The organism is Streptomyces sp. HNM0575 (assembly GCF_012726265.1).
GTDB lineage: Bacteria > Actinomycetota > Actinomycetes > Streptomycetales > Streptomycetaceae > Streptomyces.
The window spans coordinates 576469-602137 of the sequence record NZ_JAASAG010000003.1 but is presented as its reverse complement, the minus strand read 5'-3'; the positions used below and the strand labels follow the sequence as shown (position 1 = coordinate 602137).

Sequence of the window (25669 nt, the reverse complement as noted above, 5' to 3'; positions counted from 1 at the left end):
CTCGCATGCCGACCACCCTCACCGAGCGCCCGGCGCCGCCGCCCGCGAAGCGGCGGCCCGGCCGCCCCGGCCTTCCCGGGCGCTCCCGATCCCGTACGACCCGTGGACGTGAAGGGCTTTGGGGCTGGCTGTTCGTGAGCCCCGTGGTCGTGGGCCTCGGCCTCTTCATGGCGCTGCCGATCCTGATGGCCGCGTGGGTCAGCCTCCTGAACTGGAACGGGCAGTCCAACCCGTTCACGCCGGACGCCGACTTCGTCGGGCTGGACAACTACCGCAGCCTGCTCGCCGAGGACGGGCTCGCGCGCACGCTGCTCGCGACGTCGCTGCGGAACAACGCCTACTACGTGCTGCTGACGGTGCCGCTTCAGACCGCGCTCTCGCTCACGCTGGCCATCGTGGTCAACCAGCGGATGCTGCGCGGCCGCAGCATGCTGCGGACCACCTTCTACTTCCCGTCCGTCACCAGCTCCATCGCGGTGTGCACGGTCTTCCTCTTCCTCTTCCAGGGCAGCGGCGCCGTCAACCGGCTGCTGGGCTGGATCGGGATCAAGGGGCCCAACTGGTTCCAGGACTCGCGGGGCGTGCTGTGGGTGCTGCTCGATGCGCTGGGCATCACCCAGGGCAAGCCGGGCGGCTTCCTCGCCGACCACCGGATGATGGGCCTGCCGTACTCGGAGTGGCTGGCCGGGCCGTCGGTGGCCATGTGCACCCTCATCCTCCTTGCCGTATGGACGACTTCGGGCACGTTCATGCTCATCTTCCTCGCGGCGCTCCAGAACGTCCCCCGCGAGCTGGAGGAGGCGGCGGCCCTGGACGGCGCCTCGCGCAGGCACATCCTGCGGCACGTGCTGCTGCCGGCGCTGCGTCCGGTGCTGTTCCTGGTGACGACGCTGGGCCTGATCGCCACATGGCAGGTCTTCGACCAGGTGTACGTGCTCGGGCAGGGCGACCCGGCCAACACCACGCTGACGCCCGCCTTTCTCTCGTACTCCTACGGATTCGACAACGCCGACTTCGGCCAGGGCGCGGCCATCTCCTTCATCCTGCTGGCGATCGTGCTGCTGATGACGGGAGTCCAGCGCTTCCTGCTGCGTGAACGCGGCGAACGGGGGCGGCTGCGGCGGCGGTTGGCGACGACGGCCTTGCAGCGGTCCGTGCCCGGTGCGGTGACGGGACCCGGGACCGGCGCCGTGCCCGGTGCCGTGACAGGACCCGTGACCGGCCCCGGGACGGAACGGGCGGCCGGCGAGGGGAAGGAGACGCACCGTGCGCACGACTGAGAAGACGGCCGCGGCCGACGAGCGGCCGGTGCTGGCGCGCTTCCCCCGCCCGGCCCGGCTCACGGGCTACGCGCTGCTGCTCGCCTTCGCCGTGCTGTACGCGCTGCCGTTCCTGGTGCAGCTGGCGACGAGCTTCAAGAGCGACCCGGATGCCGCCTCGCATCCGCTGTCGCTGCTGCCGACGGCGCCGACGACGGCGGTCTTCGAGCAGCTGACGGGTTCCGGCGGCAACGGCCCGGGCGTGCCGTTCCTGCGGTGGCTGGGCAACAGCACGCTGGTGACGGTCGTGGTGACCCTGGGCCGGGTGCTGTTCGACTCGGCGGCCGGGTACGCGTTGGCCCGGCTGCGCTTCCGCGGCCGTGCGCTGCTGGTCGCGTTCGTGGTCGCCGTGATGGCTGTGCCGCCCGTGGTGCTGCTGATCCCGAAGTTCCTGGTGCTCAACACCCTCGGGATCTTCGACACTTACACCGGGATGATCGTGCCGCTGCTCTTCGACGCGGCGGGCATCTTCATCATGAAGCAGTTCTTCGAGTCCATCCCGAGAGAGGTGGAGGAAGCGGCGCGGATCGACGGCGCGGGCGTCGGCCGGATCTTCTGGTACGTGGTGCTTCCGATGTCGCGGCCCGCGCTGATCACCGTGACGCTGCTGTCGTTCCAGGGCTCCTGGAACGAGTTCACCCACTTCCTGGTGGCCACCCAGTCCAGCGACTACGAGACGCTCACGACCGGGCTGGCGCGCTTCGTCTCCGGCGGCCTGGGCCAAGGCACGCAGTACCCCCTGAAGCTGGGCGCCGCCCTGCTGTCCACGATCCCGGTGGCGGTGCTCTTCTTCTGCTTCCAGCGCTACTTCATCCGCGGGGCGAACGCCGGCGCGGTCAAGGAGTGAGCGGAGTCCGGGCGGAGAGGACACCGGCCGCGGCCGCGCACCCGTGAGACGAGGGCTCCCGTGACGCGAAGGCTCCCGTGACGCGAAACGCTCCCGGCCCGCAAGGGGCCGGGAGCGCTCCGTCGTGCCGAACGGGCCGGTGAGCGGCCCTCGTTGGGGCTCTCGCAGCCCTCAGTCCGTGAGGTTGTTCGGACGGTAGGGCTTGTACTCGCTGCCGGACGACAGACCGTAGTCGAGGTTCCGGTGGTCCGTGCCGTGACCGCCGCGCTGCTCGAAGGCCGAGTAGGCGGTGTGCGAGTCGTCGGTCCACTTCTCGAAGATCACCACGTGGCGCGTGGTGTTGGAGCCGTCGGCGTCGATGAGCAGGTCGCCGGGCTTGAGGTCACCCAGGTTGATCGGGGTGGTCAGGTCCCGGTTGCTCGCCAGCTCGACGGTGTTCGGACCGGACTTCCACAGGCCCAGCGTCATCGAGACGTAGCCGGAGCAGTCCTGCCGGTATCCGTCCGACCAGACGTCGGTCTGGCTGTAGGGAACCTGCGCGCCGTTGTTCGCAGTCAGCCAGGTGGCCGCGCGCTCCAGCATCTGGGCCCGTGTGATCGCATCGGCCTTGGCCGACTTCTCGCTCTTCGCCGCGGACGCGGCGGGCTTCTCGACGGGAGTCGCCGTCGCGGACGACGGCAGCACCGCGAAGCCCAGCACGGCGGCACTGCCGGCCGCCGTGGCTGCCAGCGAGATGCGTGCCCGCCGGCTGAGGGACGTCAAAGACATTCCGCTCCTCTTGGTGGGGGGTGTACGTGCTCCGGGCGCCACCGGCCCGAAGCAGGCACATCCTGCTGCCGCCCTCCTCGTCGACAACCTTCCCGACCGGACTTCTTCACCCGATGGACACAACCGGATTCGGGGCATCGGCGAAGAAGTACGGCTTGTGCCGACAGCCGCATGCTGCGGATTCCGCAGGTGCGCCCAATGAAGACGCAGGCCGGGCGGCGTCGGCGGAGCGCCGCGGCGGTGGCGGGCGAGTGCCGCGGCGGTGGCGGGCAGTCGCCCTCAGGCCGTCAGGGTCTCGACGGAGATCTGCCACAGGCGCGCGGCCGCCTCCGGGTCGACGGCGTGCGGCGCCACGCCGCGGCCGGATCCGTCCTCGTCGAGCGGCGCCTCGTTGCAGTCCTCGAAGTAGCGCCCGCCGACGCCCTCCAGCAGCGAGGAGGTCGCGAGAAGCACCGATGTGGCGGCGCCCTGACCCGGCGTCCGCCACCCGGGCCGGCCGCCGGCGCCGTCCGTGCCGCCCGACGCGGCGTGCCCGCGCTCGGTCCCGTCCCCGCCGACGTGGCGCTGCAACCGTGTGCGTACGGCACCGGGGGTGAGGGAGTTGACGGCGATGCCGTCGCTCTCCCAGCGCTCCCACGCCTCGACGGCGAAGAGCGCGTTCGCGGTCTTCGACTGCGCGTACGCCGCCCACGGGTCGTAGGGACGGGAACGGAAGTGGATGTCCTCGAAGACGACCGGCGAGTGCTTGTGCGCACCCGAGGCGACCGACACCACCCGCGCTCCGCCGGCCGCCGCCAGCGCCCGGTGCAGCCCCACGGAGAGCGCGAAGTGGCCGAGGTGGTTGGTGGTGAAGTGAAGCTCCCAGCCCTCCGGCGTACGAACCTCGGGCGACGCCATGACGCCGGCGTTGTTGACCAGGATGTTCAGCGGACCGTCCCACGCGGCCAGGAATCCCGCGACCGACTTGCGGTCGGACAGGTCGATCGGGGCGACGCGGATCTCCTCGTTGCCCGTGGCGGCGGCGAGCTCCGCGGCCCTGCGCCTGCCCTCCCGTACGTCCCGCACGGCGAGCGTCACCTGCGCTCCCGCGCCGGCCAGCACGCGGGCCGTCTCCGCGCCGATGCCGGAGGCGCCGCCGGTGACGACGGCCCGCCGTCCGGTCAGGTCGATGCCGTCGATGACCTCCTCGGCGGTGGACTCGGCGGTGAAGGGGGTGCTGATGGGAGCGGTGTCGGTCATGGTCTTCCCGTCTCGCGAGGCAATCCGGAGCGGGAGGCCCGGCGCGGTGGAACGTCAGAAACCTCCACTACGACCACTTCACCGGAGCCCGCACCGATCATCAAACGGACCTGCCCTCCGAACGGAGCAAGCCGCACCTGGACGGATCACCGCAGGTGGCGGCCGCGGACGGCGGCGCGGGGCCTCGCGGTGCGGTCGTAGGGCCGCGGGCACGGCGGCGCACGCGGATTGACAGCGGGAGGGCCGGTGCGAGCCTGGAGGCAGCTGCGCACCTTCCGGCTGTACGCGCGGGAGCCGGCCGGCCGCACGCGCCGGAGGCGGATCGCCACCCGCGCCCGTGGACCCGACGAAGGTCCTTCCGCACCCCACGGGAGCCATCGATGACCCACTCCGCGAACAGCCCGGACCCGAAGAACGCGAAGAACGCGAAGAGCACGAACAGCACGAACAGCGGTGACACCGCGAACAGGGCGGCCGGTCACGCCGGAACGGGCCGTGCCGCCGCCGGACCGCTGAGGGCGCCGCTGTCCGTCTACCTCAACGACCATCTCCTCGGGGCCACGGTCGGCACCGAACTCGCCCGCCGCATCGCGAGGCAGCACGCCACGTCACCGGCCGGGGCGGCGCTCGTCCGCGTCGCCGACGAGATCGCCCAGGACCGGACCGCCCTGCTGCGCATGATGCGCGACCTTGGGGTGCCCGTACGCCGCTACAGGATCGGCGCCGGATGGCTGCTGGAGAAGGCGGGCAGGGTCAAGTCCAACGGCTTCCTGCTGCGCCGCGCACCGCTGAGCAGCGTCGTCGAACTGGAGGCGCTGCGCCTGGGAGTCGAGGGCAAGCGGATGATGTGGCAGGCGCTGAGCGCTCTGGAAGGGCCGCCGTCGGCGGTGCTCGACGACGAGCGGCTCGCGGAGCTGCTGCGCCGTGCGCACGGACAGGGCAAGACCCTCGAAGAGCTGCAACTCAAGGCGGCGAAGGGCGTCCTGGACAGCGCCTGAGACGGTCGCGTCCCGGCACCGCCGGGGCCCGCACGGCAGGCCCCGCGCACATGCCCGTCCGTCTCACCTGCTGAAACCTGGGCCGGTAGGGGTTGAATCGGGCAGGCAGGCTCGCACAGAATGCGGAACATGACAGCTGCCGCAGGACTCCTCGTGGAACGCCTCCACGTCGATCTTTGCCGCCAGTCCAGCGCGACTTGTCACAGCTGATTCTCCGGCGGGCGTTCCGGCCTGCCGTCTCCCGTCCGCTTCGCGACAGGCTCCGCGCTGCCGGCATCTCGCGCCTCGACGCCCCCTGATCTCCCGTGCGTTGACCGGGTCGCGTACTGCGCGCCCGGCTCCGGATGCGGGGGTGCGGCCCCCGTGCGGACCTCGCGGGCCGTACGCGGGAAGCCGGTCGGGCCTGAAGCCGTCCGGGCCGTAACGAGCCGTACTCCCGCAGCCGGTGACCGGCCGGGCCCCGCCGTGGCTGGTCCGCGGCAGGGCACGGACCGTGGCCGCGGGGGCAGCGGCCGCCGGCGGTCCGCCGCACTGCCGAATCCCCTTCCTCCCCTTGGAGTCTCCGTGTCCTCCGAACCCTCCGCGACGTCCGCGCAATCCGCACAGTCCGCGACGTCCGCGTCCCCGTCGCAATCGTCGCCGTCGTCGCAGTCGTCGCAGTCGTCGCCGCTGACCTTGCACTGGTTCCTGCCGACGACGGGCGACAGCCGCCACATCGTCGGCGGCGGTCACGGCTCCACGCCCGGCACCGCCGGCGGCGACCGGCCGGCGTCCGTCGAATACCTCGGCCAGATCGCCCGTACCGCCGAGCAGTTGGGCTTCACGGGCGCGCTCACCCCGACCGGCGCGTGGTGCGAGGACGCCTGGATCACCACCGCGATGCTCACGCAGGTCACCGAGCGGCTGAAGTTCCTCGTGGCCTTCCGGCCCGGGCAGATCTCCCCGACGCTCTCCGCGCACATGGCCGCGACGTACCAGCGCCAGTCGCACGGCAGGCTGCTGCTGAACGTCGTCACCGGCGGCGAATCCGCGGAGCAGCGCGCCTACGGCGACTTCCTCGGCAAGGACGAACGCTACGCGCGCACCGGGGAGTTCCTGGACATCGTGCGGCGCCTGTGGACCGGCGAGCAGGTCGACCACGAGGGCGAGCATCTGCACGTCGAGGGCGCCCGGCTCAACCGGCTGCCGGAGCCCGCGCCGAGTATCTACTTCGGCGGCTCCTCCCCCGCCGCGGGCGAAGTCGCCGCCCGCTACACGGACGTGTATCTGACCTGGGGCGAACCTCCGCAGCAGGTGAAGCAGAAGATCGACTGGGTCCGTTCCCTCGCCGAGGCGCAGGGACGCGACGTGCGCTTCGGAATCCGGCTGCACACCATCAGCCGCGACACCTCCGCGCAGGCGTGGGCCGAGGCGGAGCGTCTGCTGGCGGGCATGGACCCCGAACGAGTCAAGGCCGTCCAACAGGGCCTGGCCACAAGCGAGTCGGAGGGCCAGCGGCGGATGCGGGAGCTGCACGGCAGCGGCACCAGCGACCAGCTGGAGATCTATCCCAACCTCTGGGCGGGTGTCGGGCTGGTACGCGGCGGCGCGGGCACCGCACTCGTGGGCAGCCATTCGGAGGTCGCCGACCTCATCGAGGAGTATCACCGCCTCGGCATCAAGGAGTTCATCCTCTCCGGGGTGCCGCACCTTGAGGAGGCCTACTGGTTCGGCGAGGGCGTGCTGCCCCTGCTGGAGCGGCGCGGCCTGTGGCGGCACCCGGACGGCGTCCGTTCGGCCGAGGCGGGCATCGTCCCGTTCGCGGGCCGGTGAGCGCCGTGCGGCCGGAGGCCCCGGCACCCACGCAGCCCCGCAAGCTCAGGACGGTCGTGCTCTCCAGCCTGCTGGGCACGACGGTCGAGTGGTACGACTTCTTCCTCTACAGCACCGCCGCCGGCCTCGTCTTCGGTGAGCTGTTCTTTCCCACGACCAACGGCACGGTCGGCACGATGCTGTCGTTCGCGACCTTCGCCGTCGGCTTTCTCGCCCGCCCCGTCGGGGGTCTGCTCTTCGGGCACATCGGCGACCGCATCGGGCGCAAACGCACCCTCGCGTTCACGATGGGCCTGATGGGCGTCTCGACCGCCCTGATCGGTGCGCTGCCGACGTACGAGCAGGTCGGCATCCTCGCTCCGGCGCTGCTGCTGGTGCTGCGCGTCGCGCAGGGAATCGCCCTCGGCGGCGAATGGGCCGGCGCGGTGCTGCTGGCGGTGGAGTACGGGCCGAAGGGCCGCAAGGGCCGCTTCGGCAGCTATCCGCAGGTCGGGCTGGCGCTCGGACTCGCCCTGGGCACCGGCGCGTTCGCGTTGCTCAACAACGTGCTCAGCGACGAGGCGTTCCTCAGCTACGGGTGGCGCGTGGCCTTCCTGGTCTCGCTGGTGCTCGTCGCGGTCGGTCTCACGATTCGGCTGAAGATCGACGAGACGCCCGCCTTCCGTGAGCTACGGGAGATCCAACAGCTGCCGCAGTCGGCCCCGTTGGTGGAGCTGCTGCGCGAACGGCCCTCACGCCGCCATGCGTTGCTGGGCATGCTGGCGCGCTGGGGCGAGGGCGCGGCGTTCAACACGTGGGGGGTCTTCGCGATCACCTACGCGACCGGCACGCTGAAGCTGGACCGCAGTTCGGTGCTGCTGTCCGTCACGGTCGCGGCGATCGTGATGGCCGTGGCGATACCGGTCTCCGGCGAACTCACCGACCGGCAGGGGGCCCGGCGCGTCTACTTCGTGGGCATGGGCCTCTTCGCGCTGTCCGTCTTCCCCGCGTTCTGGGTGTTCGGCGTCGGCGGGCCGTGGGGCTTCGCGGCCGTGCTGGTGGTGACGCTGGGCCTGGTGCACGCGTACTTCTACGGTGCCCAAGGCACCCTGTTCGCCGCGCTGTTCGCGACGCAGGTGCGCTACACCGGCATGTCGTTCGTCTACCAGATGTCAGGCATCTTCGCCTCCGGCATCACCCCGCTGATCATGACGGCGCTGCTCGCACTCGGCGGCGGCACGCCCTGGGCCGCCTGCGGCTATCTCGCGCTCACCGCGCTGGTGAGCATGTGGGCCACGTCGCGGCTGCGGGAGCGGGACCTGTACGTCGTCACCGGCGGCGGCCCCCGTACGGAACCGGAACCGGCCGACGGCACGAGCCCGGCGCAGCGTGGGGAGTCCACGGCCGTGTCCGGCTGACGGTACGGGGCCGTGCGCCCGGCTGCCGCTGCTCGCAGGCGGCCGCGCCCGCCCGCGCCCCCGCCCTCACCGCCGCTCGCCCCTGAACCCACCGCCCCGGCAGGCAAGGAGAGAATCCCGATGCCCAACGTCCTTACCGTCTCCGGCAGTCCGTCCGCCCGTTCGCGAACCTCGTCCCTGGTCCGGCACGTCGGCCGGATCCTCGCCGCCGAGAGCCACGAGGTGCGGCACGTCGCCGTACGCGACCTGCCTCCCGAACCGCTGCTCGCGGGCGACACCGGCCATCCCGCGATACGGGAGGTCGTCGAGGCCGTCGACTGGGCGGACGCGCTCGTCGTCGGCACGCCCGTCTACAAGGCCGCCTACAGCGGGCTGCTGAAGACGCTGCTCGACCTGCTGCCGCAGTTCGCCCTCGCCGGCAAGACGGTGCTGCCGCTGGCGACCGGCGGCAGCACCGCGCACGTGCTGGCGATCGACTACGCGCTGCGGCCCGTCCTCACCTCGCTCGGCACGGACAACGTGCTGCGCGGCTGGTTCGTGCTCGACAAGCACGTCTCGCCGGAGGCGGAGGGCGCCGGGGTCGTCGCCGCGGAGGCGGCGGAGGGCGTCACCGAGACCGTCGGCAAGCTGATCGACAGCCTCGCCGCGGCCTCCGGGACGTCCGGAGCCTCCGGGGTCTCCGCGGGAGCGGCTGCGGCTGCGCGCCGCGGGCTGGCCACGGCGGTGTGAACCCGGACGTGAACCGCCGTAGGCGGCGCGTCTGAACTTCCGTACGGGCCACAGCCGTTCAGGGCCGTGGTCGTTCAGGGCCGTGGTCGTTCAGGGCCGTGGTCGTTCAGGTCATCCGCCGTTCGCCGGCGGTGGCGGCGGGGCGGGAGCGCCGCGCGGCGGGGCGATCTTGGCGGCGCCCTTCGGGCCGCCCCCGGAACCGGAACCGCCCGGGGCCTGGGCCGGAATCTTCGCGGCGGCACCGTCCGCCGCGGGCTCGTCCGCCTCGTCCTGCTGCGGCGGCAGCAGGGCGTCGCGACGGGCACCCGGATCCCATCCGCGGTCCACCACCCGCTTCTGCATCAGCACCGCGCCGCCCAGCACGACGGCGCCCGTCAGCAGCATCAGCACGACGCCCGCGATACCGCCCGCCTTCGCGGCGTTGCCGATGACGGTGCCGAACCAGCCGAAGTCCGCGTCCCCGAAGGTCGTGTTCTCCTCGCCGAAGGCCCCCAGCACCTTCAGCAGCAGCGCCGGCAGGAACGTGATCAGCACGCCGTTGAGAAAGGCGCCGACGACCGCGCCGCGCCTGCCGCCCGTCGCGTTGCCGTAGACCCCGGCGGCGCCGCCGGTGAAGAAGTGCGGCACGAGGCCCGGCAGTACGAGCGCGAGCCCGAAGGCCGGGCCGAAGACGGCGGTGAGCAGCCCCAGCGAGACCAGGCCCCCGGTGAAGCTGGCGACGAAGCCGATGAGCACGGCGTTCTGTGCGTACGGGAAGACCATCGGCGCGTCCAGCGACGGCACCGCGCCGGGAACGACCTTCGCGGCGATCCCCTGGAAGGCGGGGACGAGTTCGCCGAGGATCGTACGCACGCCGAAGAGGATGACGGCCACGGAGATGCCGAACTGGAGGCCCTGCATCACGGCGCTCATCACATAGCCGCCGACGTCCGTGGCGGCCTCTCCCCCGCCGGCCGCGAACGCCTTGAACGCCGTCTTCTGGCCCGACTTCGCCAGGTGCACGAGTGCCATCACCACGTAGATCAGCAGCATGGACAGGGCGGTCGCGACCATCGAGTCACGCAGGAAGCGCAGCCCCTCGGGCAGGTTCATCTCCTCGGTGCTGCGGCTGCGCCGCCCCACGAGCTGCCCGGCGGCGCCGGCGGTGACATAGCCCGCGGTGCCGAAGTGCCCTATGGCGATGCTGTTGTTGCCGGTGACGCGCTTCGTCCACGGGTGTGCGAAGGCGGGCATGGAGACGAGCATGATGCCCAGCAGCACGCCGCCGACGGCGACCACGACCACGGACGACAGACCGGCCGTGGCCAGCACGATCGTGAGCAGCGTGGCCATGAACAGGATGTGATGGCCGGTCAGGAAGACGTACCTGAGCGGCGTGAAGCGGGCCAGCAGCAGGCTCAGCGCGAAGCCGGTGATCATCAGCCAGGCCACGCGCGCGCCGAACTGCTCCTGCGCGATGCCGACGATCGCCTCGTTGGTCGGGATCACCCCGTGGGCGCCGGTCGAGCCCTGGATCATCTCACCGAGCGGCGCCAGGGAGTCGACGACGAGGCCCGCGCCCGCGTTGATCAGCAGAAAGCCGAGGGTCGCCTTGATGGCGCCGCCGACGACCTGTCCGCCCGGCTTCTTCAGCGCGATCAGACCGACCGCGGTGATCAGGCCGATCAGATACGGAGGCTGGCTGAGGATCTCGTTGACGAGAAACTCGGCGGTGGAGATGAGCGGGCCCATGTGCCGCCTGCTCCCTTCCCGTCGTCAGACGTCGTAGATGTCGCGGAGGGCGCCGTCGACCTCGGCGGTGCTGGTGAAGTCCTCGATGACGCGTACCGGGACGGTCATCTCCGCCAGGGCGGCGGCGATCTCGCGTGAGGTGAAGACGGCGACCGCCTCGGAGGCCTTGCCCTTCGCCGAGACGGTGTCGGTGGCCTCCACGGTGACGTGGGGGGTCCAGCCCCACCGCTGGAGAACCTGCTCCAGGGTGCTCTTCAGGAACAGGCTCGTACCGAGGCCGTTGCCGCACACGGTGAGGATCTTGTGCACGTCGGCGCCGCTGCGTGGGGCCGCGGCGGCGCCCGCGCTCTGGCCGTCCGCGCTCTCGCGGTCCGCGGAGCCGACGGTGCCCGAACTCCCGCCGCCCGCGCCCGAATCCGCGCCGTCCGCGTCTCCCGGGGTTCGCGCGCCTTCCGGGGAGACCGGGGTGTCCGCGCTCTCGCCGTCGCCCGCCAGCACGGCGAGCAGCGCCTCCGGTGTGGCGGCCTCCTTCAGCGCCCGCTCGGTCCCGGGATCGGCCAGCAGCCGTGCCAGTCCGGCGAGCGCGCTCTGGTGGGCCTGCTGGTCCTCGGCGGCCAGGCCGACGACGAGGTCCACCGGGTCGTTCGACTCGTGTCCGAACTCCACGGGCTCCGCGAGCCGCACCCAGGACAGCCCGGTGCGCCGGACCGCGGGTGAGGGACGGGCGTGGGCGAGGGCGAATCCGGGTGCGATGACGATGTACGGACCGTTCTCCTCGACGTTCCGGATCATCTCCGCGGTGTAGTCGTCGGTGCTCGTACCCGTCCGCACCATCAGCTCGCCCGCGAGCCGTACCGCCTCGCGCCAGTCCGTCGCCGGGGCGTCCAGCCGCACGGCGTCCCTGGGGAGGAGTTCACTCACTGTCGCCATGAGGCGGATCGTTGCACGTTCGGAGAGCCGCGGGAACGGCGGGGCCCAGAACCGGAATGGCAGCTACCGGCTGGGGCCGTCAGGTCGCGCGCCACCCCGTCCAGCGCTGCACGGCGATCTCCACCACCGGCCCTTGCGGCGGCCTCGGACCGTACTGCCGGCTGTATCTGCGTGCGAGCAGTTCCACATAGCGCGCCGCGAGGGGCGAGCGTGCCGGCGGCGGCAGTACGCGCCCCGTGCCGTCGGCGCGCGCCCACCACAGCCGCTCCCAGTCCTCGTCGTATGCGTCGACGAGGAGGCTCACGGCGGGGTTGGCGCGGATGTTGGCCAGCCGCCTCAGCCGCTGGGAGCGCTTCGGTTTGTGGTCGACCGCGAATACGAGCACGTCGCGCCCTCCGTCGTCCGGAACCGGCGGAGACCCGACAGCGAAGGTGACGGGCACGAGGTGCGGGCGCCCCGCCGCGTCGGCGGTGGCCAGGGTGGCGGACCGCGCGCGGTCGAAGCGTTCGCGCGCCTCGTCGCCCGTCATCTTCGGCACGGTGACCGCCGGCTCAGCTGAAGCGGCCGGCCACGGCGGCCAGCCGGTCGAGCCGCTCCAGCGTCTCGCTCTCGGGCCGCGTCGGCAGGTAGAGCAGCAGACGCTCCACGCCGATCTCCGCGTACTCCTCGATCGAGGCGGGGTCGTCCGGGGCCGCGTAGAGGGTCACCGGCACATCGCGTCCCGCGGTACGGCGCATCCGCTCGATCTGCGGTCCCAGCACTTCGGGCGTGGTCCGGTTGGCGAGCCATACGTCGCCGATGGAGGCGACCCGGTCGAAGGCGCCCTCGCCGCCGCCGATCCAGATGGGCGGATGCGGGCGCTGCACGGGCTTCGGCCACGAGTACACGGGATCGAAGTCGACGAACTCCCCGTGGAATTCGGCCTTTTCGGCGGTCCACAGCTCACGGATCGCACGCAGCCGCTCGTTCACCAGGCGCCCGCGGGTCGACGGGTCGGTGCCGTGGTTCTCCATCTCCTCTCGGTTCCAGCCGACGCCGATCCCGAAGACCGCGCGCCCGCCGGAGATCAGGTCGAGCGACGCCACTTCCTTCGCCGTGATGATCGGGTCCCGCTGCGCCACGAGCGCGATGCCCGTGCCCAGCAGCAGCCGCTCGGTGACCGAGGCGGCAGCGCTCAGCGCCACGAAGGGGTCGAGGGTGCGGTAGTAGATCTCCGGCAGGTCACCACCTCCGGGGTACGGGGAGCGGCGCTCGACGGGGATGTGCGTGTGTTCGGCGATCAGCAGCGAGTCCAAGCCGCGCTCCTCGACGGCGCGGCCCAGGGCGTCGGGAGCGATTCCCTGATCGGTGATGAAGGTCGATACGCCGAATTTCACGGTGGTTGCTTCCCTTCGGTTCGCGTCTCGCGGTCGTGCGTGCGCCGGTGACTCTCCGGAGGGCCGGAGGTACCCGTAATGACGCCGTCCACTACAGCGCCCGGCGGCGCCGCGCTCTTCCCGTACGGGTACTGGGAATGCCGCTCGCGGGCACCCGTCGCGGTGTCCGTACCGCCGGAGGGATCCGTGTCCCCGGAGAGATCCGTATCCCCGGAGAGATCCGTATCCCCGGAAGGATCCGTGTCCCCGGAGGGAGAAGCGGTGAGCGAGAAGACCCGCAAGAGCACGCGCACGCAGAAGACCGCGAAGAAGAACACGAAGGCGGAGAGCACGAGCGCCGCGAAGGCAGGGAAGGACGGGAAGGACGCGAAGCCCGGGAGGAGCGGGAAGCCCGGGAGGAGCGGGAAGAGCCGGAAGAGCGTGGGCCGTGCCGAGGCGGCCGTGGGCGCGGCAGGCGCCGGACGGCCGGACGCCCTGAAGCGGTACCGCGACAAGCGCCACTTCGGCAAGACCACGGAGCCGCGCGGGAAGGGGGCGCCCTCCGGGGACGGCACCGCCCGCTTCGTCGTGCAGATCCACGACGCCAGCACCATGCACTTCGACTTCAGGCTGGAGGCCGAGGGCGTGCTGAAGTCCTGGTCCGTGCCGAAGGGCCCGTCGCCCGATCCGCGCGAGAAGCGGCTGGCGATGCCCACGGAGGACCATCCGCTGGAATACCGGGAGTTCGAGGGCGTCATCGCCTCCGGCGAGTACGGGGCGGGCACGGTGATCGTCTGGGACGAGGGCACGTACCGGCCGCTGTCGGAGGACTTTCCCGAAGCCCTGCGCCGCGGTCACGCCACGTTCTGGCTGGACGGTGCGAAGCTCCGCGGCGGCTACGCGCTGACCCGGTTCCGCGGTGGCGGGGACGGCGACGGCCGCGAGGCCTGGCTGCTGGTGAAGCAGGACGACGAGCGCGCGGTGCGCGAGGGACGCACGCCCGATCCGCAGCGGGCACGCTCCGCCCAGACCGGCCGGACGCTGAAGCAGGTGGCCGCGGAGGACGAAGGGGACGGCGACCGCTGAAGGCCCGCGCGCCGCCCGGGCCCGCGGTCGCAGGCGGTCCGTAAGACGATCTCCCCGTCCTCCTTCCGTCCTCCTCCCCCCGTGAAGATTTCTCCGTTCCCGGTCTCACGTACGGGGCTCCGCGAACGTCTTCCTTGTGTGGACGGAACAATCGGCCACGCGGCACGAAGGGAGCGGGGCCATGACAGCGAACGCACACAGCCGGGGCACCGGCGGCACCGGGGCCGAGGGATCCACCGAAGCCACCCGGCCCACGCCGGTCACGCCGGTCATCCCAGTCACCCCGGTCACGCCGGTCACCGGCACGCTCCGGCACACGGTCGTCGACTCGCCCCTCGGCGTCCTCACGCTCGTCGCCGACGGCGAAGCCCTGACCGGCGTCTACTTCGAGAACCATCTGCGCGGCCCCTCCCCCGGCGCCATCGGCCCGCGCGACCCCACCGGCTTCGACGAGGCGGAGCGGCAGCTCCGGGAGTACTTCGCCGGCGAGCGGCGGCGGTTCGATCTGCCGCTCGCCCCGCGCGGCGAGCCCTTCCAGCAGAGCGTGTGGCGGCTGCTGAGGGAGATCCCGTACGGCGAGACCCGCTCGTACGGCCTCCTCGCACGCGAGCTGGGCGACCCGGCGCTCGCACAGGCCGTGGGCGCCGCCAACGGCCGCAATCCGCTCTCCGTGATCGTGCCCTGCCACCGCGTCGTGGGCGCCGACGGTTCCCTGACCGGCTACGCCGGCGGCCTGGAGCGCAAGCGGCTGCTGCTGGAGCTGGAGGGGGCGGATTCGGTGACGCGCACGGGCCGCCTCTTCTGATTCCGAACGGATCCCGAACCGTGCCCCTGAGACCTTTCGAGCAGATCGTGGCCGACTACGGCCCGGTGGTGCTGCGCGTGTGCCGGGCGGTCGTCGGACCGTCCGACGCGGAGGACGCGTGGTCGGAGACGTTCCTGGCGGCGCTGAAGGCATATCCGAGACTGCCGGACGACGCGGACGTCGAGGCGTGGCTGGTGACGATCGCGCACCGCAAGGCGATCGACGCGGTACGGGCCGGCGCACGCCGTCCGGTCGCCGTGCCCGAGGTCCCGGAGCCGGTCCCGCACACCGGCGGCGACACCACGGCCGCGGAGTGGGACGGCGACGGCGAATTGTGGAGCGCGCTGAAGGCGCTGCCGCAGCGTCAGCGTGCCGCGGTCGCCTACCACCACCTGGCCGGGCTGCCCTACAAGGAGATCGCCGCCATCACGGGCGGCAGCACGGACGCCGCGCGAAGAGCTGCGGCCGACGGCATCAAGTCCCTGCGCAGAAGCCTTCACATCCGTACCGGAGGGCGAGGCCGCGCCGAAGGGCCGGACCGCGACCGGTGCCGGGAAGAGGGCCGCGAAAAGGGCCCTCAAGAGCAGAGGCTCCGTACCGAGCAGAGAGGCGAGAAGCGATGACGATCCCCGCGCACGGCCCCGCACACGACACCGCGCACGACACCGCACCCGGCCAGGACCCGCGGGAGGAGCCGGTGTTCGCGGCGCTGCCCACGGGCGACCCCGAGGCGGAGCGGCGTCTGCACGCCCGGCTCGTCGACGCCGCGGAGCGCGACGGGCTGCTGGACGTCGCCTACCGCACCCTGGAGACGCCCGTCGGATCGCTGCTGCTGGCCGCCACCGGTCAGGGCCTGGTCCGTGTCGCATACGAGGTGCAGGACCACGACGCCGCACTCGCCGCTCTCGCCGAACGCGTCAGCCCGCGGGTCCTGCGTGCGCCCGCACGGCTGGACGCGGCCGCGCGGCAGATCGAGGAGTACTTCGAGGGGCGGCGCACGCACTTCGAACTCGACCTGGACCTGCGGCTGACCAAGGGGTTCCGTCGCGAGGTGATCGCTCACCTCCCCGGCATCGGCTACGGCCGCACCGAGAGCTACGCCCAGGTCGCCGCCGCGGCGGGCAGCCCGCGGGCCATGCGCGCCGTGGGCACCGCCTGCGCGACCAATCCGCTGCCCGTCGTCGTCCCCTGCCACCGGGTCGTGCGCTCCGACGGCTCGGCGGGCCGCTACGCGGGCGGAGCGGACGCCAAGCGACTCCTGCTGGACCTGGAGTCCGCCGCCTGACGCCCGGAAAGGGTCCGGAAGACCGCGAGCCGGGCCCACTCCCGGAAGCCCCGAGCCGCACCCGGGTCCCGAAAGCCCCGGAGGCCCCGGACGACCTGGGCGGCCGGAGGCCCGGAAGGCCGGGCTTCCGGCCGCCCGCACGCCTCTTCCGCGCGGGCCGCGCGGGCCGCGCGGATCTCACAGCACGAGATCGGCGAGCCTGTCGACCTCATTCACGTCCGCGACGGTCGGGGTGAAGGTGATCTCGTTCATCCCGACCGACTCGAACTCGTCGACGATGCCCCGGATACGTGCCGGTGTGCGCACCGCTCCGTCCGCGATGACGTCCGCGTGCGCTCCCGCGTAGGCGTAGTACGAGCGCAGATACGCATCGGAGCTGTCCGCGAAGCGGTCCTGCGCGCTGAAGTAGGCGAGGCCCAGCAGCCGCGGCTCGCCGGTGCGGCCCGCGTCGTCCCAGGCCTTCCGTACGCGCCGCACCACGGGCTCGGCTCGGGCGGGCCCTCCTCCGGCGCCGGTCCAGCCGTCCGCCCAGCGGGCCGTCCGTCGCACGGCCCGCGCGCTGTGCCCGCCGATCAGCAGCTGGACCCTGGCACCGGGCGGCGGTGCGACGGCACGGCGCTCACCGGGGGCGTCGCCGTCGGCCACGGGTTCGCCGCGCCAGGCCCGGTCGAGGAATTCCAGCTGCCGGTCGAAGGCGGCGCCTCGCCCGGTGAAGTCCTTGTCGGACGGCAGGTAGTCGGACTCACGGGCGCCCACGCCGAGTCCCAGCGTGAGCCGGTCGCCGGAGAGCTGAGCGAGCGTCATGGTGATCTTGGCGAGCACCGCGTCCGGATATGTGGGCCCCAGCACGGCGTTGGTCAGCAGCCCGATCCGGGACGTCGCGCCAGCGACGGCGGCGAGCGACGTCAGCGAGTCGTACGACGGGTAGCCGACACGGCCGATGGTGGAGACGAAGGCGAAGCCCCGCTCCTCCGCGCGCCGCGCCCAGTCCAGCATCAGGGGCCCGTCGGTGCCGGGCACCGTGTTCGGGATGCCGATTCCCACCCTCATGTGTCCGTGTCTCCTCTCGTCCGTGTCGTGGTGCAGGTGCCCGTGTGGCGCGTGCCGATGCCTTGCCGCAGTGCCAGTGGGCACCCTGGACCCACCGGGCCCGCCACGGGTGTTCCGCGTTCCGCGCCGGCGTCCGCGAAGAGTCCGCGGAGAGTGCGTACGGAACTCCGTAAGCGGACCGTAGGGCCCCTACAGAGGAGGAGCAGCTCACCATGGACCAGGACAGCACCGGCGCCCGTGCCGGCCGCGGCGACTCCACCGTCTCAGACGCGCCCGCGACCAGGGCGGCCGTCGTCACCGGCTCGGAATCGGGCATCGGCAGGGCCACGGCCGTCGCGCTCGCCCGTGACGGCTTCGACGTCGGCGTGACCTGGTTCGTGGACGAGGCGCAGGGCCGTCGCACGGCGGAGCTGGTACGGGAGCACGGACGCCGCGCGGAGGTGCAGCACCTCGATCTGACACGGCTGCCGGGACCGGCGACGGTGATCGACCGGTTCGCGGACGCCTTCGGCCGGCTGGACGTTCTCGTCAACGCCGCGGGAGACAACCGCGCGTCCCCGTTCATCGAGACGTCCTACGAGGACTTCCGGCACGTGCTGCGAGTCGATCTGGAGGGTCCGTTCCTGCTGGGCCAGCGCGCCGCCCGGCGCATGATCGCCCAGGGCGGCGGCGGACGCATCGTCAACGTAACGTCCGTGCACGAGCACACGCCGCTGCCGTCGTCGGCCTCGTACAACACGGCGAAGCACGGCCTGGGCGGGCTGACGAAGACGATGGCGCTGGAGCTCGCCGAGTACGGAATCACCGTGAACGCGGTGGCGCCCGGGCTGATCGCCACCAGGATGTCCGGCCTCGAAGGCGCCGACGTCCACTCGCTGCAACGTCCGGCGCTGCCCGTGGGCCGCCCCGGCGACCCGCGCGAGGTCGCCTCCCTCATCGCCTGGCTCGCCTCGGACGCCGCGGGCTACACCACCGGCCAGTCGTATCCCGTGGACGGCGGATTCCTCATCGCCAACCCGCAGTTCACGACGCGGAACTTCGGCGCCGCGGACGACCGCGGCGACCCGGGCCCCGGTCCGGGTCAGGGATCGGGGTCGGGAGCGGGTCCGGCGTCGGAAGCGCCGTCAGCGCCCTGAGCGCTCGTCGACGACCCGGCGGATCTTGCCGACCGAACGCTCCAGCGTGTCCGGCTCGACGACCTCCACCTCTACGCTCAGCCCGACGCCCTCCTTGACGGATGCGGCCACCGACGAAGCGGCGTCCTGGCGCTGTCCGGCGGCCGTCCCGGGCCGCGCCTCGACGCGCACCGTCATGTGGTCCAGCCGGCCGCGCGTGCTCAGGCGCAGCTGGAAGTGGGGCGCCAGCCCCGGCGTTCGCAGCAGGATCTCCTCGACCTGGCTGGGGAAGATGTTGACCCCGCGCAGGATGATCATGTCGTCGCAGCGCCTGGTGACCTTCTCCATGCGGCGGAAGGCGGGGCGTGCGGTGCCGGGCAGCAGCCGCGTCAGGTCGCGCGTGCGGTACCGGATGACCGGCATGGCCTCCTTGTTGAGGGAGGTGAAGAGCAACTCGCCTTCGTCGCCGGGGCGTTGGACCTCGTCGGTTATGGGGTCGACGATCTCCGGGTAGAACTGGTCCTCCCAGATGTGCAGTCCGTCCTTGGTCTCCACGCACTCCTGGGCGACACCGGGCCCGATCACCTCGGACAGCCCGTAGATGTCGACGGCGTGGATGCCGAGCCGCTCCTCGATCTCGGCGCGCATCTCCTCCGTCCACGGCTCCGCGCCGAAGATGCCCGTGCGCAGCGAGGTGCTCCGCGGGTCGACGCCCTGCCGTTCGAACTCGTCCAGCAGCGTGAGCATGTAGGACGGGGTGACCATGATGATCTCGGGTTCGAAGTCCTGGATGAGCTGGACCTGCCGGGCGGTCATGCCTCCGGAGACGGGTATGACGGTGCAGCCGGCGCGCTCCGCCCCGTAGTGCGCGCCGAGACCGCCCGTGAACAGGCCGTATCCGTAGGCGACATGGACCTTGTGCCCGGGACGGCCACCGGCGGCGCGGATGGAGCGGGCGACCATGTCGGCCCACATCGAGATGTCGTTCTCCGTGTAACCCACCACGGTGGGACGGCCGGTGGTGCCGCTGGAGGCGTGGACGCGCCGCACCTCGGACATCGGCACGGCGAACATCCCGAAGGGATAGGTCTCGTGCAGGTCGGCCTTGGTGGTGAAGGGGAAGCGGGCGAGGTCCTCCAGGGTGCGGCAGTCCTCGGGGCGCACGCCTGCGTCGTCGAACTTCCTTCTGTACAGCTCGACTTCGTCGTATGCGGTACGCAGCGTCCGGCGCAGCCTCGTGAGCTGAAGGGCGCGCAGCTCCCCGGAGTCCATGCGCTCGCCGTCGTCCAGCAGCTCCGCGGGCAGCGGCTCGCCGGTGGCGCCGGCGGTGGCGCGGCCGGTGCCCGCGGCGGGCGGGGTCTCGCTCATCGTCATGGGGAACCCTCCACACGGCCCACGGTGCGGCTGCGGCCGCGGAATTCGGCTATGACCTCGCCGCCGGAGGCGCCGTCACCGTCGCGGTGACCGTCCCCGCCGGGGCGGCCGTCGGGGCCTGACTCGCGCAGGACCGTGACGTCGTAGATCCCGCTGCGGCCGTAGGTGGTGCGCTCCTCGGCGAGCGCGGTGAGCGTATCGCCTTCCCGCGCGGGCCTGACGAAGGAGATGTCGGCCCCGGCGGCCACGGTGACCGGCCCATGGCTGTTGCAGGCGCAGGCGAAGGCGGTGTCGGCGAAGAGGAAGAGATAGCCGCCGTGTGCGGTGCCGTGGCCGTTGACCATCTCCGCGGTCACCGTCATCCGCAGCTTCGCGGCACCGTCACGGGCCTCCAGCAACGTGATGCCCAGGGCCCGTGACGCCTGGTCCGCGGCGAACATGGTCTGTGCCGCACCGTCGCTCATGGCTTGCGTCATGCGTTCCACGCTCTGCTCTCGTACTCGCGCTCCGCCGACCGACCATTCGGTCAGACCCCCGGCGCGGTCCAGTAATCCAGCAACGGATCTGCGTGTCAAGAGGTGCCCGCGGCCCGCACCGGTTCCCATGCGGGAGCGGACGGGGCGGGCAGAAGCGGACCGGAGCCGGAGCGTACGGCCAGGCCGCGGCGGTCAGGCGTGACCGTTGCCGTTGCCGTTGCTGTGGCCGTTGCCGCTGCCGCTGCCGCTGCCGTTGCCGTTGCCGTTGGCGCGCGCCGCGATGCTCTCGGCCAGCTCCTCGAGATCCTCCGCGATCCACTTGGGGCGCGACATGGTCTCCGGGTAGTGGGCCGTGCCGCGACGCAGCCACGCCCCGGCGAGCCCGGCGCGCTGCGCCCCGTCTATGTCCCACGGGTGCACGGCGATCAGCAGCGCCTCCCCCGGCCGTACGCCCGCCCTTCGCACCGCGTACCGGTACGCCTCGGGCGCCGGCTTCCAGCAGCGGGGTCCGCTCACGCTCAGCAGGGCGTCGAACTGGTCGCGTACTCCGGCCCGTTTGAGCAGCCCGTCGGTCAGCTCGGGCGAACCGTTGGTCATGGTCACCAGCCGGAGTCCCGCACGGCGCAGTGCGTGGACGCCGCCCGCCACGTCGGGGTGCGCGGGCAGCTCGCTCATGCCGGCCAGGATGTGCCCGGCGGCCTCGTCGGCCTCGCCCGTCCCGCGCCCGTCGAGGGCGGTGAGCAGCGTGCGCAGCCCGTCGCGGGCGATGTCCGCGAAGTCCGCGTAGGCGCCGGCGACGGTGAGTGCGAAGCCGTCGCGCAGCACCCCGGCGAACCAGGTGGTCATGAGATCGGCGGGCGCGCCCACCTCCTCGAAGCGGGCACGCAGCGGCGTCATGTCGCTGAGGGTCTCGTTGACGTCGAAGACGACAGCTTTGAGCTGATAACCGGACGGTGGCGGCGGTGCGGCCTCCGCCTCCGACGGAGCGGGTTGTTCCGGGGGCATGTTCCGCAAGATACCCGCAGGCAGGCCGAGTACGGGGCGGCACGGGTGAATCGTGTGTGACCGGAGCGCACCGGTCGGACCTCGTGGTGCGTGTCGGGCGGAGCCGGTCCGTATCAGGACCGGAGAAGCTTGTCCGGTGTGACCGGCAGGTCGCGGACGCGGATTCCTGTGGCGTTGTGCACCGCGTTCACGACGGCGGCGGGCGAGCCGACGATGCCGATCTCGCCGATGCCCTTGGCGCCCATCGGGTTGGCGTGCATGTCGGGTTCGTCCAGCCACACGGCGTCGATGTCGAGCACGTCGGCGCAGGCCGGGATGTGGTACTGCGCGAAGTCGTGGTTCACGACGTGGCCCGTGCCGTGGTCGAAGACGCTCTCCTCGAACAGCGCCATCGACATCCCCATGATCATCCCGCCCATGAACTGGGACCGTGCCGTGCGGGGGTTGACGATCCGGCCCGCGGAGAAGACGCCCAGCATGCGCGCCACCCGGACCTCGCCCGTGTACGCGTGCACGCGGACCTCGGCGAACTGCGCGCCGAAGGAGTGCGCGGAGTAGTCGGACAGTTCGGGATCCGAGGGCATGCCGGCGCGGATGCGGGAGCCCGGAGCGGGATCGTCGCCGTACTCCTCCCGGAAGGCCCGGGACGCGGCGACGACCGCAGAGCCCCAGGAGTTGATGCCGGAGGAGCCCCCGGCGACGGTGCCGGGCGGCAGAGCGGTGTCGCCGATCTCCAAGTGGACTTCCCCGAACGGGCAGTTGAGGGCGTCCGCGGCGATCTGGCTGAGCGCGGTCCAGGTCCCGGTGCCGATGTCGGCCACGCCGATGCGTACGGCGTATCCGCCGGAGGCGCCGTCGCCGTCCGTGCGGCGCTCGATCTCGGCGACGGATCCGGGGAAGGCGTACGAGGGGTAGGTGGCGCTCGCGACGCCCAGGCCGATCAGCCAGTCGCCCTCGCGGCGGGTGCCGGGCTCGGCCCGCCGGTCCCAGCCGAAGCGTTCGGCTCCGGTGCGCAGGCAGCGCACGAGGTGCCGCCCGGACCAGGGCCGGCCGCTCTCGGGGTCGGTCTCGGGATCGTTGCGCTCACGAAGGTCGATGGGGTCGATGCCGCAGGCGACGGCGAGTTCGTCCATGGCGGACTCGGCGGCGAACATGCCGGGGGCCTCGCCTGGCGCCCGCATCCACGACGGCACGGGGACGTCGAGCGCGGCCAGCCGGTGGCTGGTGCTGCGGTTGTCGGCGGCGTACATCATGCGGCTCGCGACACCGGTCTGCTCCGCGAACTCCTTGATCTTGGAGGTCTGTTCGACGACGTCGTGGCAGAGGGCGGTAAGCCGGCCCTCGGTGTCGGCGCCGAGCCGCAGCCGCTGCACCGTGGGGGTGCGGTATCCGGCGAGGGAGAACATCTGCTGCCGCGTGAGGGCCAGTTTGACGGGACGCCCGCCGGAGACCTTGGCCGCCAGCACGGCGAGCACGTTGTGCGCGTGCGGCATTCCCTTCGAGCCGAAGCCGCCGCCGACGTGCGGCGAGATCACCCGCACGCTCTCGGCGGGCAGCCCGAAGAGCGGCGCGAGGGTCTGCTTGACCTGGTGGGCTCCCTGGGTGGAGTCGTACAGCGTCAGCAGCGGCCCGGAGTCCGCGGAACTCCCCGAGCCGTCGGGGCCACCGGGGTCACGGCCTTCGGACCGCTCCCACACGGCCACGCAAGTGTGCGGCTCCATGGGGTTATTGTGCTCCATGGGCGTGCTGTAGACGACGTCGACGGTGACGGGCGCCGCGGCGAGCGCGGCCTCGGGGTCGCCGTCCTCGGTGTCGCTCGCGTACGTCGGGTTGACGACCTCGGGGCGGTAGAGGTCCGTACGGTCGGTGCTCAACTCCGTGTCGTGCGGGTGCTGTTCGTACTCGACGTCGACCATTGCGGCGCCCTGCCCTGCCGTCTCCGGGGTCTCGGCGATGACGGCACCGATCAACTGACCCCGGAAGGCGACGTCTTCGGACTGGAGCACCGCCAGCTCGGCGTCGTCCGTGTCGGCGAGCCGTGGCGCGTTGTAGGGGGTGAGCACGGCGAGGACACCGTCGAGCGCCTCGGCCGCCCCGGTGTCCATGGTCAGGATCCGTCCCCGCGCGACCGCGGCTTGCAGGGGGTGTACGTACAGCGGGGAGGGCAGGGGGTGCTCCCACGCGTAGGGGGCCGTGCCGGTGACCTTCTCGGGGCCGTCGAGCCGCTGCGGCGAGCTGCCCACCGACCGGACGTCCAGCGGTTTCAGCGGCTGCGAGGGCTCCACGGTCCGGGTGGCCCCTGAGGCCCGTGCCGCTCCGCCGGCGTCCGTCCTGCTCATGACCGTTCCTCCGTGGCGAGGTCGCGCAGCAGCACGGCGAGCGCGTTGCGCGTCATGGGGATCTTGAAGGCGTTGTCGGGCAGCGGCTCGGCGTGGCGCAGTTCGGCGTCGGCCGCCTCGCGGAACGCCTCTTCCGTCGGGGCTGCTCCGCGCAGCGCCTCCTCGGCGTGCGTGGCTCGCCAGGGCTTGTGCGCGAGGCCGCCGAAGGCGATGCGCGCGTCGCGCACGCGCTCCCCGTCGGTGACGAGGACGGCCGCGACGGAGACGAGAGCGAAGGCGAACGACGCCCGCTCGCGCACCTTCCGGTAGCCGGATCGCGCACCGGCGGGCGGCGGCGGCAGTTCGACGGACGTGACGAGTTCGCCGTGTGCGATGACGGTGTCGTGTTCGGGGGCGTCCCCGGGCAGCCGGTGGAACTCCCGTACCGGGATGCGCCGTTCACCGTCCTCGCCGAGCACGGTCACCACGGCGTCGAGCGCGCTCATGGCCACGGCCATGTCGGACGGGTGCACCGCGATGCAGTGCTCCGAGGCTCCGAGGACCGCGTGGTATCGGTTCCAGCCGCCGATCGCCGCGCAGCCGGTGCCGGGTTCGCGCTTGTTGCACGGGGTGGTGACGTCCTGGAAATAGCCGCAGCGGGTGCGCTGGAGCAGATTGCCCGCCGTGGTCGCCGCGTTGCGCAGCTGTCCGGAGGCCCCCGCCAGCAGCGCCTCCGACAGCACGGGGTAGCGGCCGCGCAGCAGCGGATGTGCGGCCAGGTCGCTGTTGCGGACGGTGGCGCCGATGCGCAGGCCCCCGTCGGGCAGTTCCTCGATCCGGTCGAGCGGCAGGCGCGTGACGTCGACGAGGAGGTCGGGCTCGGCGACGCCGAGCTTCATGTGGTCGACGAGGTTGGTGCCGCCGGCGAGGAACGCCGCCCCGGGCCGGGCCATGACGGTGGCCACGGCGCTGTCGGTGTCCGAGGCGGGCGCGTAGTCGAAGGGGATCATCTCGCGGCCACCTCCCGTACGGCGGCGACGATGTTGACGTACGCGCCGCAGCGGCACAGGTTGCCGCTCATGCGTTCACGGATCTCGTCGTCGCCGAGTGCTTCGGTGCGTCGCCCGCCGTCCGGGTGCACGCGGGCGCCGTCGCCGGCGGGCGTGACGAAGCTGGGGTGCCCGGCCGACGCTTCGTCGAGCATGCCGGCGGCCGAGCAGATCTGGCCCGGTGTGCAGTAGCCGCACTGGAAGCCGTCGTGCTCGATGAACGCCCGCTGTAGCGGATGGAGCCCGCCGTCCGGGCCCACGAGCCCTTCGGCGGTGGTCACTTCGGACCCGTCGTGCGCGACGGCGAAGGTCAGGCAGCTCAGCACCCGCCGCCCGTCGAGGAGGACCGTGCAGGCACCGCACTGTCCGTGGTCACAGCCCTTCTTGGGCGAGGTGACGGACAGCCGGTCACGCAGGGCGTCGAGGAGAGTGGTGCGGTTGTCGACGGTCAGGGACCGCGCTTCGCCGTCGACCCGGAGGGTGAGGTGAGAATCCACGCCGCCCCGGTACCACCCGGGCGCCCGCTGCCAAACCTCGCCCCGTGCGGCACGCTGGGGTCACGGACCGGTGCCCGGCACCCGCCGGGAGACCGATGGCGCGGAGGGATGGCCGTAGATGTTCGAGGCTGGAGACATCCGTGAGTGGCGGGACCACGACGTGGTCGATCCCGGCGGCAGCAAGATCGGGAAGCTGGAGGCCGTCTACGTCGATACGCGCACCGACCAGCCCTTCTTCGCGACCGTCACCACGGGCATGCCCACACGGCGCAAGCTCGTGTTCGTACCGCTGGAGGGGGCGACGGTCGGACCGGGGTACGTGCGGGTCGCGTACGGCAAGAACGACGTACGGTCCGCGCCCTCGATCGAGACCGACGGCGAGCTGCCCGCCGAGGGCGAGCCGGGGATCTTCGGGCACTACGAGCTGGAGTACGAGACGGGCACGGGCGGGGAGCGCCGTCTCGCCCGCCGCTGACCGCCGCTG

The 25669-nt window shown here is 72.1% G+C and carries 26 protein-coding genes; 13 read left to right on the top strand and 13 right to left on the bottom strand.

The genetic code is table 11. The features are described 5' to 3' along the window. The first annotated feature begins 5 nt into the window (after positions 1-5). Together HCC61_RS10600 and HCC61_RS10595 are read left to right on the top strand one after the other, a co-directional pair. Complete coding sequence (locus HCC61_RS10600; protein ID WP_169135031.1) at positions 6-1280, top strand: sugar ABC transporter permease; 1275 nt, start codon at positions 6-8, stop codon at positions 1278-1280. Next, a complete protein-coding gene (locus HCC61_RS10595) occupies positions 1267-2166 on the top strand; it encodes a carbohydrate ABC transporter permease (protein ID WP_346777121.1) in 900 nt (299 codons plus the stop codon). Before HCC61_RS10600 ends, HCC61_RS10595 begins: the two co-directional genes overlap by 14 nt. Before the next feature lie 171 nt (positions 2167-2337). On the opposite strand, the gene HCC61_RS10590 is transcribed toward HCC61_RS10595, so the two are convergent. Together HCC61_RS10590 and HCC61_RS10585 are read right to left on the bottom strand one after the other, a co-directional pair. Further along, the gene (locus HCC61_RS10590) at positions 2338-2934 is read right to left on the bottom strand and encodes a hypothetical protein (protein WP_169135030.1); all 597 of its coding nucleotides are present in this window, start codon (positions 2932-2934) and stop codon (positions 2338-2340) included. A gap of 279 nt (positions 2935-3213) precedes the next feature. Beyond that, a complete protein-coding gene (locus HCC61_RS10585; protein WP_169135029.1) occupies positions 3214-4173 on the bottom strand; it encodes an SDR family NAD(P)-dependent oxidoreductase in 960 nt (319 codons plus the stop codon). A gap of 380 nt (positions 4174-4553) precedes the next feature. Between HCC61_RS10585 and HCC61_RS10580 the strand changes: the two genes are divergently transcribed. The 5 genes from HCC61_RS10580 (at position 4554) to ssuE (ending at position 9109) form a co-directional block, all read left to right on the top strand. Next, complete coding sequence (locus HCC61_RS10580) at positions 4554-5171, top strand: hypothetical protein (RefSeq protein ID WP_240968766.1); 618 nt, start codon at positions 4554-4556, stop codon at positions 5169-5171. A gap of 120 nt (positions 5172-5291) precedes the next feature. Then, the gene (locus tag HCC61_RS31475; RefSeq protein ID WP_346777120.1) at positions 5292-5381 is read left to right on the top strand and encodes a putative leader peptide; all 90 of its coding nucleotides are present in this window, start codon (positions 5292-5294) and stop codon (positions 5379-5381) included. Positions 5382-5840: 459 nt separating this feature from the next. Continuing rightward, a complete protein-coding gene (locus HCC61_RS10575; protein ID WP_206322361.1) occupies positions 5841-6983 on the top strand; it encodes an LLM class flavin-dependent oxidoreductase in 1143 nt (380 codons plus the stop codon). Beyond that, a complete protein-coding gene (locus tag HCC61_RS10570) occupies positions 6980-8380 on the top strand; it encodes an MFS transporter (RefSeq protein WP_169135027.1) in 1401 nt (466 codons plus the stop codon). The genes HCC61_RS10575 and HCC61_RS10570 overlap by 4 nt, the downstream gene beginning before the upstream one ends. Before the next feature lie 120 nt (positions 8381-8500). Beyond that, positions 8501-9109 (top strand): NADPH-dependent FMN reductase, encoded by a 609-nt coding sequence (gene ssuE, locus HCC61_RS10565; RefSeq protein ID WP_169135026.1) that lies wholly within the window; start codon positions 8501-8503, stop codon positions 9107-9109. Positions 9110-9220: 111 nt separating this feature from the next. Here ssuE and HCC61_RS10560 read toward each other — a convergent pair whose 3' ends face one another. The 4 genes from HCC61_RS10560 to HCC61_RS10545 form a co-directional block, all read right to left on the bottom strand. After that, entirely contained in the window at positions 9221-10840 is a 1620-nt protein-coding gene (locus HCC61_RS10560; protein ID WP_169135025.1) for a PTS ascorbate transporter subunit IIC, read from the bottom strand. 24 nt (positions 10841-10864) lie between these two features. Next, positions 10865-11770: a PTS sugar transporter subunit IIA gene (locus HCC61_RS10555; RefSeq protein WP_169135024.1), complete on the bottom strand. Its 906-nt coding sequence runs from the start codon at positions 11768-11770 to the stop codon at positions 10865-10867. Positions 11771-11849: 79 nt separating this feature from the next. Continuing rightward, on the bottom strand, positions 11850-12308 hold the full coding sequence (locus tag HCC61_RS10550; RefSeq protein WP_169135023.1) for a TIGR03668 family PPOX class F420-dependent oxidoreductase: 459 nt from the start codon (positions 12306-12308) through the stop codon (positions 11850-11852). A gap of 13 nt (positions 12309-12321) precedes the next feature. Further along, positions 12322-13146 (bottom strand): LLM class F420-dependent oxidoreductase, encoded by an 825-nt coding sequence (locus tag HCC61_RS10545; RefSeq protein ID WP_169135022.1) that lies wholly within the window; start codon positions 13144-13146, stop codon positions 12322-12324. 441 nt (positions 13147-13587) lie between these two features. Here HCC61_RS10545 and HCC61_RS30630 point away from each other — a divergent pair, with 441 nt between their 5' ends. The 4 genes from HCC61_RS30630 to HCC61_RS10525 all read left to right on the top strand — a co-directional run bounded on the left by HCC61_RS30630 (position 13588) and on the right by HCC61_RS10525 (position 16301). Beyond that, on the top strand, positions 13588-14211 hold the full coding sequence (locus HCC61_RS30630; RefSeq protein WP_169135259.1) for a DNA polymerase ligase N-terminal domain-containing protein: 624 nt from the start codon (positions 13588-13590) through the stop codon (positions 14209-14211). 181 nt (positions 14212-14392) lie between these two features. Beyond that, positions 14393-15016: a methylated-DNA--[protein]-cysteine S-methyltransferase gene (locus HCC61_RS10535; protein WP_169135021.1), complete on the top strand. Its 624-nt coding sequence runs from the start codon at positions 14393-14395 to the stop codon at positions 15014-15016. Between the two features lie 20 nt (positions 15017-15036). Beyond that, the gene (locus tag HCC61_RS10530; RefSeq protein WP_169135020.1) at positions 15037-15639 is read left to right on the top strand and encodes a sigma-70 family RNA polymerase sigma factor; all 603 of its coding nucleotides are present in this window, start codon (positions 15037-15039) and stop codon (positions 15637-15639) included. Next, complete coding sequence (locus HCC61_RS10525; RefSeq protein WP_169135019.1) at positions 15636-16301, top strand: methylated-DNA--[protein]-cysteine S-methyltransferase; 666 nt, start codon at positions 15636-15638, stop codon at positions 16299-16301. Before HCC61_RS10530 ends, HCC61_RS10525 begins: the two co-directional genes overlap by 4 nt. A gap of 177 nt (positions 16302-16478) precedes the next feature. Here the strand turns inward: HCC61_RS10525 and HCC61_RS10520 are convergent, their stop codons facing one another. After that, complete coding sequence (locus HCC61_RS10520; protein WP_169135018.1) at positions 16479-17351, bottom strand: LLM class flavin-dependent oxidoreductase; 873 nt, start codon at positions 17349-17351, stop codon at positions 16479-16481. A 212-nt stretch (positions 17352-17563) separates the two neighbouring features. Between HCC61_RS10520 and HCC61_RS10515 the strand changes: the two genes are divergently transcribed. After that, a complete protein-coding gene (locus tag HCC61_RS10515) occupies positions 17564-18487 on the top strand; it encodes an SDR family oxidoreductase (protein WP_169135017.1) in 924 nt (307 codons plus the stop codon). Here HCC61_RS10515 and paaK read toward each other — a convergent pair. The 6 genes from paaK to HCC61_RS10485 form a co-directional block, all read right to left on the bottom strand. Next, positions 18476-19834, bottom strand: coding sequence for a phenylacetate--CoA ligase PaaK (gene paaK, locus HCC61_RS10510; RefSeq protein ID WP_169135258.1), 1359 nt, complete (start codon positions 19832-19834; stop codon positions 18476-18478). The genes HCC61_RS10515 and paaK overlap by 12 nt on opposite strands. 2 nt (positions 19835-19836) lie before the next feature. Continuing rightward, on the bottom strand, positions 19837-20316 hold the full coding sequence (gene paaI, locus HCC61_RS10505; RefSeq protein WP_169135016.1) for a hydroxyphenylacetyl-CoA thioesterase PaaI: 480 nt from the start codon (positions 20314-20316) through the stop codon (positions 19837-19839). A gap of 192 nt (positions 20317-20508) precedes the next feature. Continuing rightward, complete coding sequence (locus tag HCC61_RS10500) at positions 20509-21321, bottom strand: haloacid dehalogenase type II (RefSeq protein ID WP_169135015.1); 813 nt, start codon at positions 21319-21321, stop codon at positions 20509-20511. A gap of 113 nt (positions 21322-21434) precedes the next feature. Further along, positions 21435-23660, bottom strand: a complete 2226-nt coding sequence (locus HCC61_RS10495) for a xanthine dehydrogenase family protein molybdopterin-binding subunit (protein WP_169135014.1) — start codon at positions 23658-23660, stop codon at positions 21435-21437. After that, the gene (locus tag HCC61_RS10490) at positions 23657-24649 is read right to left on the bottom strand and encodes a xanthine dehydrogenase family protein subunit M (protein WP_169135013.1); all 993 of its coding nucleotides are present in this window, start codon (positions 24647-24649) and stop codon (positions 23657-23659) included. The genes HCC61_RS10495 and HCC61_RS10490 overlap by 4 nt, the downstream gene beginning before the upstream one ends. Next, entirely contained in the window at positions 24646-25185 is a 540-nt protein-coding gene (locus tag HCC61_RS10485; RefSeq protein WP_169135012.1) for a 2Fe-2S iron-sulfur cluster-binding protein, read from the bottom strand. Before HCC61_RS10485 ends, HCC61_RS10490 begins: the two co-directional genes overlap by 4 nt. 118 nt (positions 25186-25303) lie before the next feature. Here HCC61_RS10485 and HCC61_RS10480 point away from each other — a divergent pair, with 118 nt between their 5' ends. Next, complete coding sequence (locus HCC61_RS10480) at positions 25304-25660, top strand: PRC-barrel domain-containing protein (RefSeq protein ID WP_169135011.1); 357 nt, start codon at positions 25304-25306, stop codon at positions 25658-25660. Positions 25661-25669 lie beyond the last annotated feature (9 nt).

Excerpts from the sequence above, each read along its gene's own strand:
- HCC61_RS10560 (WP_169135025.1), bottom strand. The coding sequence starts at position 10,840 with ATGGGCCCGCTCATCTCCACCGCCGAGTTTCTCGTCAACGAGATCCTC.
- HCC61_RS10490 (WP_169135013.1), bottom strand. The coding sequence starts at position 24,649 with ATGATCCCCTTCGACTACGCGCCCGCCTCGGACACCGACAGCGCCGTG.
- paaI (WP_169135016.1), bottom strand. The coding sequence starts at position 20,316 with ATGACGCAAGCCATGAGCGACGGTGCGGCACAGACCATGTTCGCCGCG.
- HCC61_RS10495 (WP_169135014.1), bottom strand. The coding sequence starts at position 23,660 with ATGAGCAGGACGGACGCCGGCGGAGCGGCACGGGCCTCAGGGGCCACC.
- HCC61_RS31475 (WP_346777120.1), top strand. The coding sequence starts at position 5,292 with ATGCGGAACATGACAGCTGCCGCAGGACTCCTCGTGGAACGCCTCCAC.
- HCC61_RS10580 (WP_240968766.1), top strand. The coding sequence starts at position 4,554 with ATGACCCACTCCGCGAACAGCCCGGACCCGAAGAACGCGAAGAACGCG.
- HCC61_RS10600 (WP_169135031.1), top strand. The coding sequence starts at position 6 with ATGCCGACCACCCTCACCGAGCGCCCGGCGCCGCCGCCCGCGAAGCGG.
- HCC61_RS10590 (WP_169135030.1), bottom strand. The coding sequence starts at position 2,934 with ATGTCTTTGACGTCCCTCAGCCGGCGGGCACGCATCTCGCTGGCAGCC.
- paaK (WP_169135258.1), bottom strand. The coding sequence starts at position 19,834 with ATGAGCGAGACCCCGCCCGCCGCGGGCACCGGCCGCGCCACCGCCGGC.
- HCC61_RS10520 (WP_169135018.1), bottom strand. The coding sequence starts at position 17,351 with ATGAGGGTGGGAATCGGCATCCCGAACACGGTGCCCGGCACCGACGGG.
- HCC61_RS10500 (WP_169135015.1), bottom strand. The coding sequence starts at position 21,321 with ATGCCCCCGGAACAACCCGCTCCGTCGGAGGCGGAGGCCGCACCGCCG.
- HCC61_RS10585 (WP_169135029.1), bottom strand. The coding sequence starts at position 4,173 with ATGACCGACACCGCTCCCATCAGCACCCCCTTCACCGCCGAGTCCACC.
- HCC61_RS10480 (WP_169135011.1), top strand. The coding sequence starts at position 25,304 with ATGTTCGAGGCTGGAGACATCCGTGAGTGGCGGGACCACGACGTGGTC.
- HCC61_RS10535 (WP_169135021.1), top strand. The coding sequence starts at position 14,393 with ATGACAGCGAACGCACACAGCCGGGGCACCGGCGGCACCGGGGCCGAG.
- HCC61_RS10525 (WP_169135019.1), top strand. The coding sequence starts at position 15,636 with ATGACGATCCCCGCGCACGGCCCCGCACACGACACCGCGCACGACACC.
- HCC61_RS10515 (WP_169135017.1), top strand. The coding sequence starts at position 17,564 with ATGGACCAGGACAGCACCGGCGCCCGTGCCGGCCGCGGCGACTCCACC.
- ssuE (WP_169135026.1), top strand. The coding sequence starts at position 8,501 with ATGCCCAACGTCCTTACCGTCTCCGGCAGTCCGTCCGCCCGTTCGCGA.
- HCC61_RS10555 (WP_169135024.1), bottom strand. The coding sequence starts at position 11,770 with ATGGCGACAGTGAGTGAACTCCTCCCCAGGGACGCCGTGCGGCTGGAC.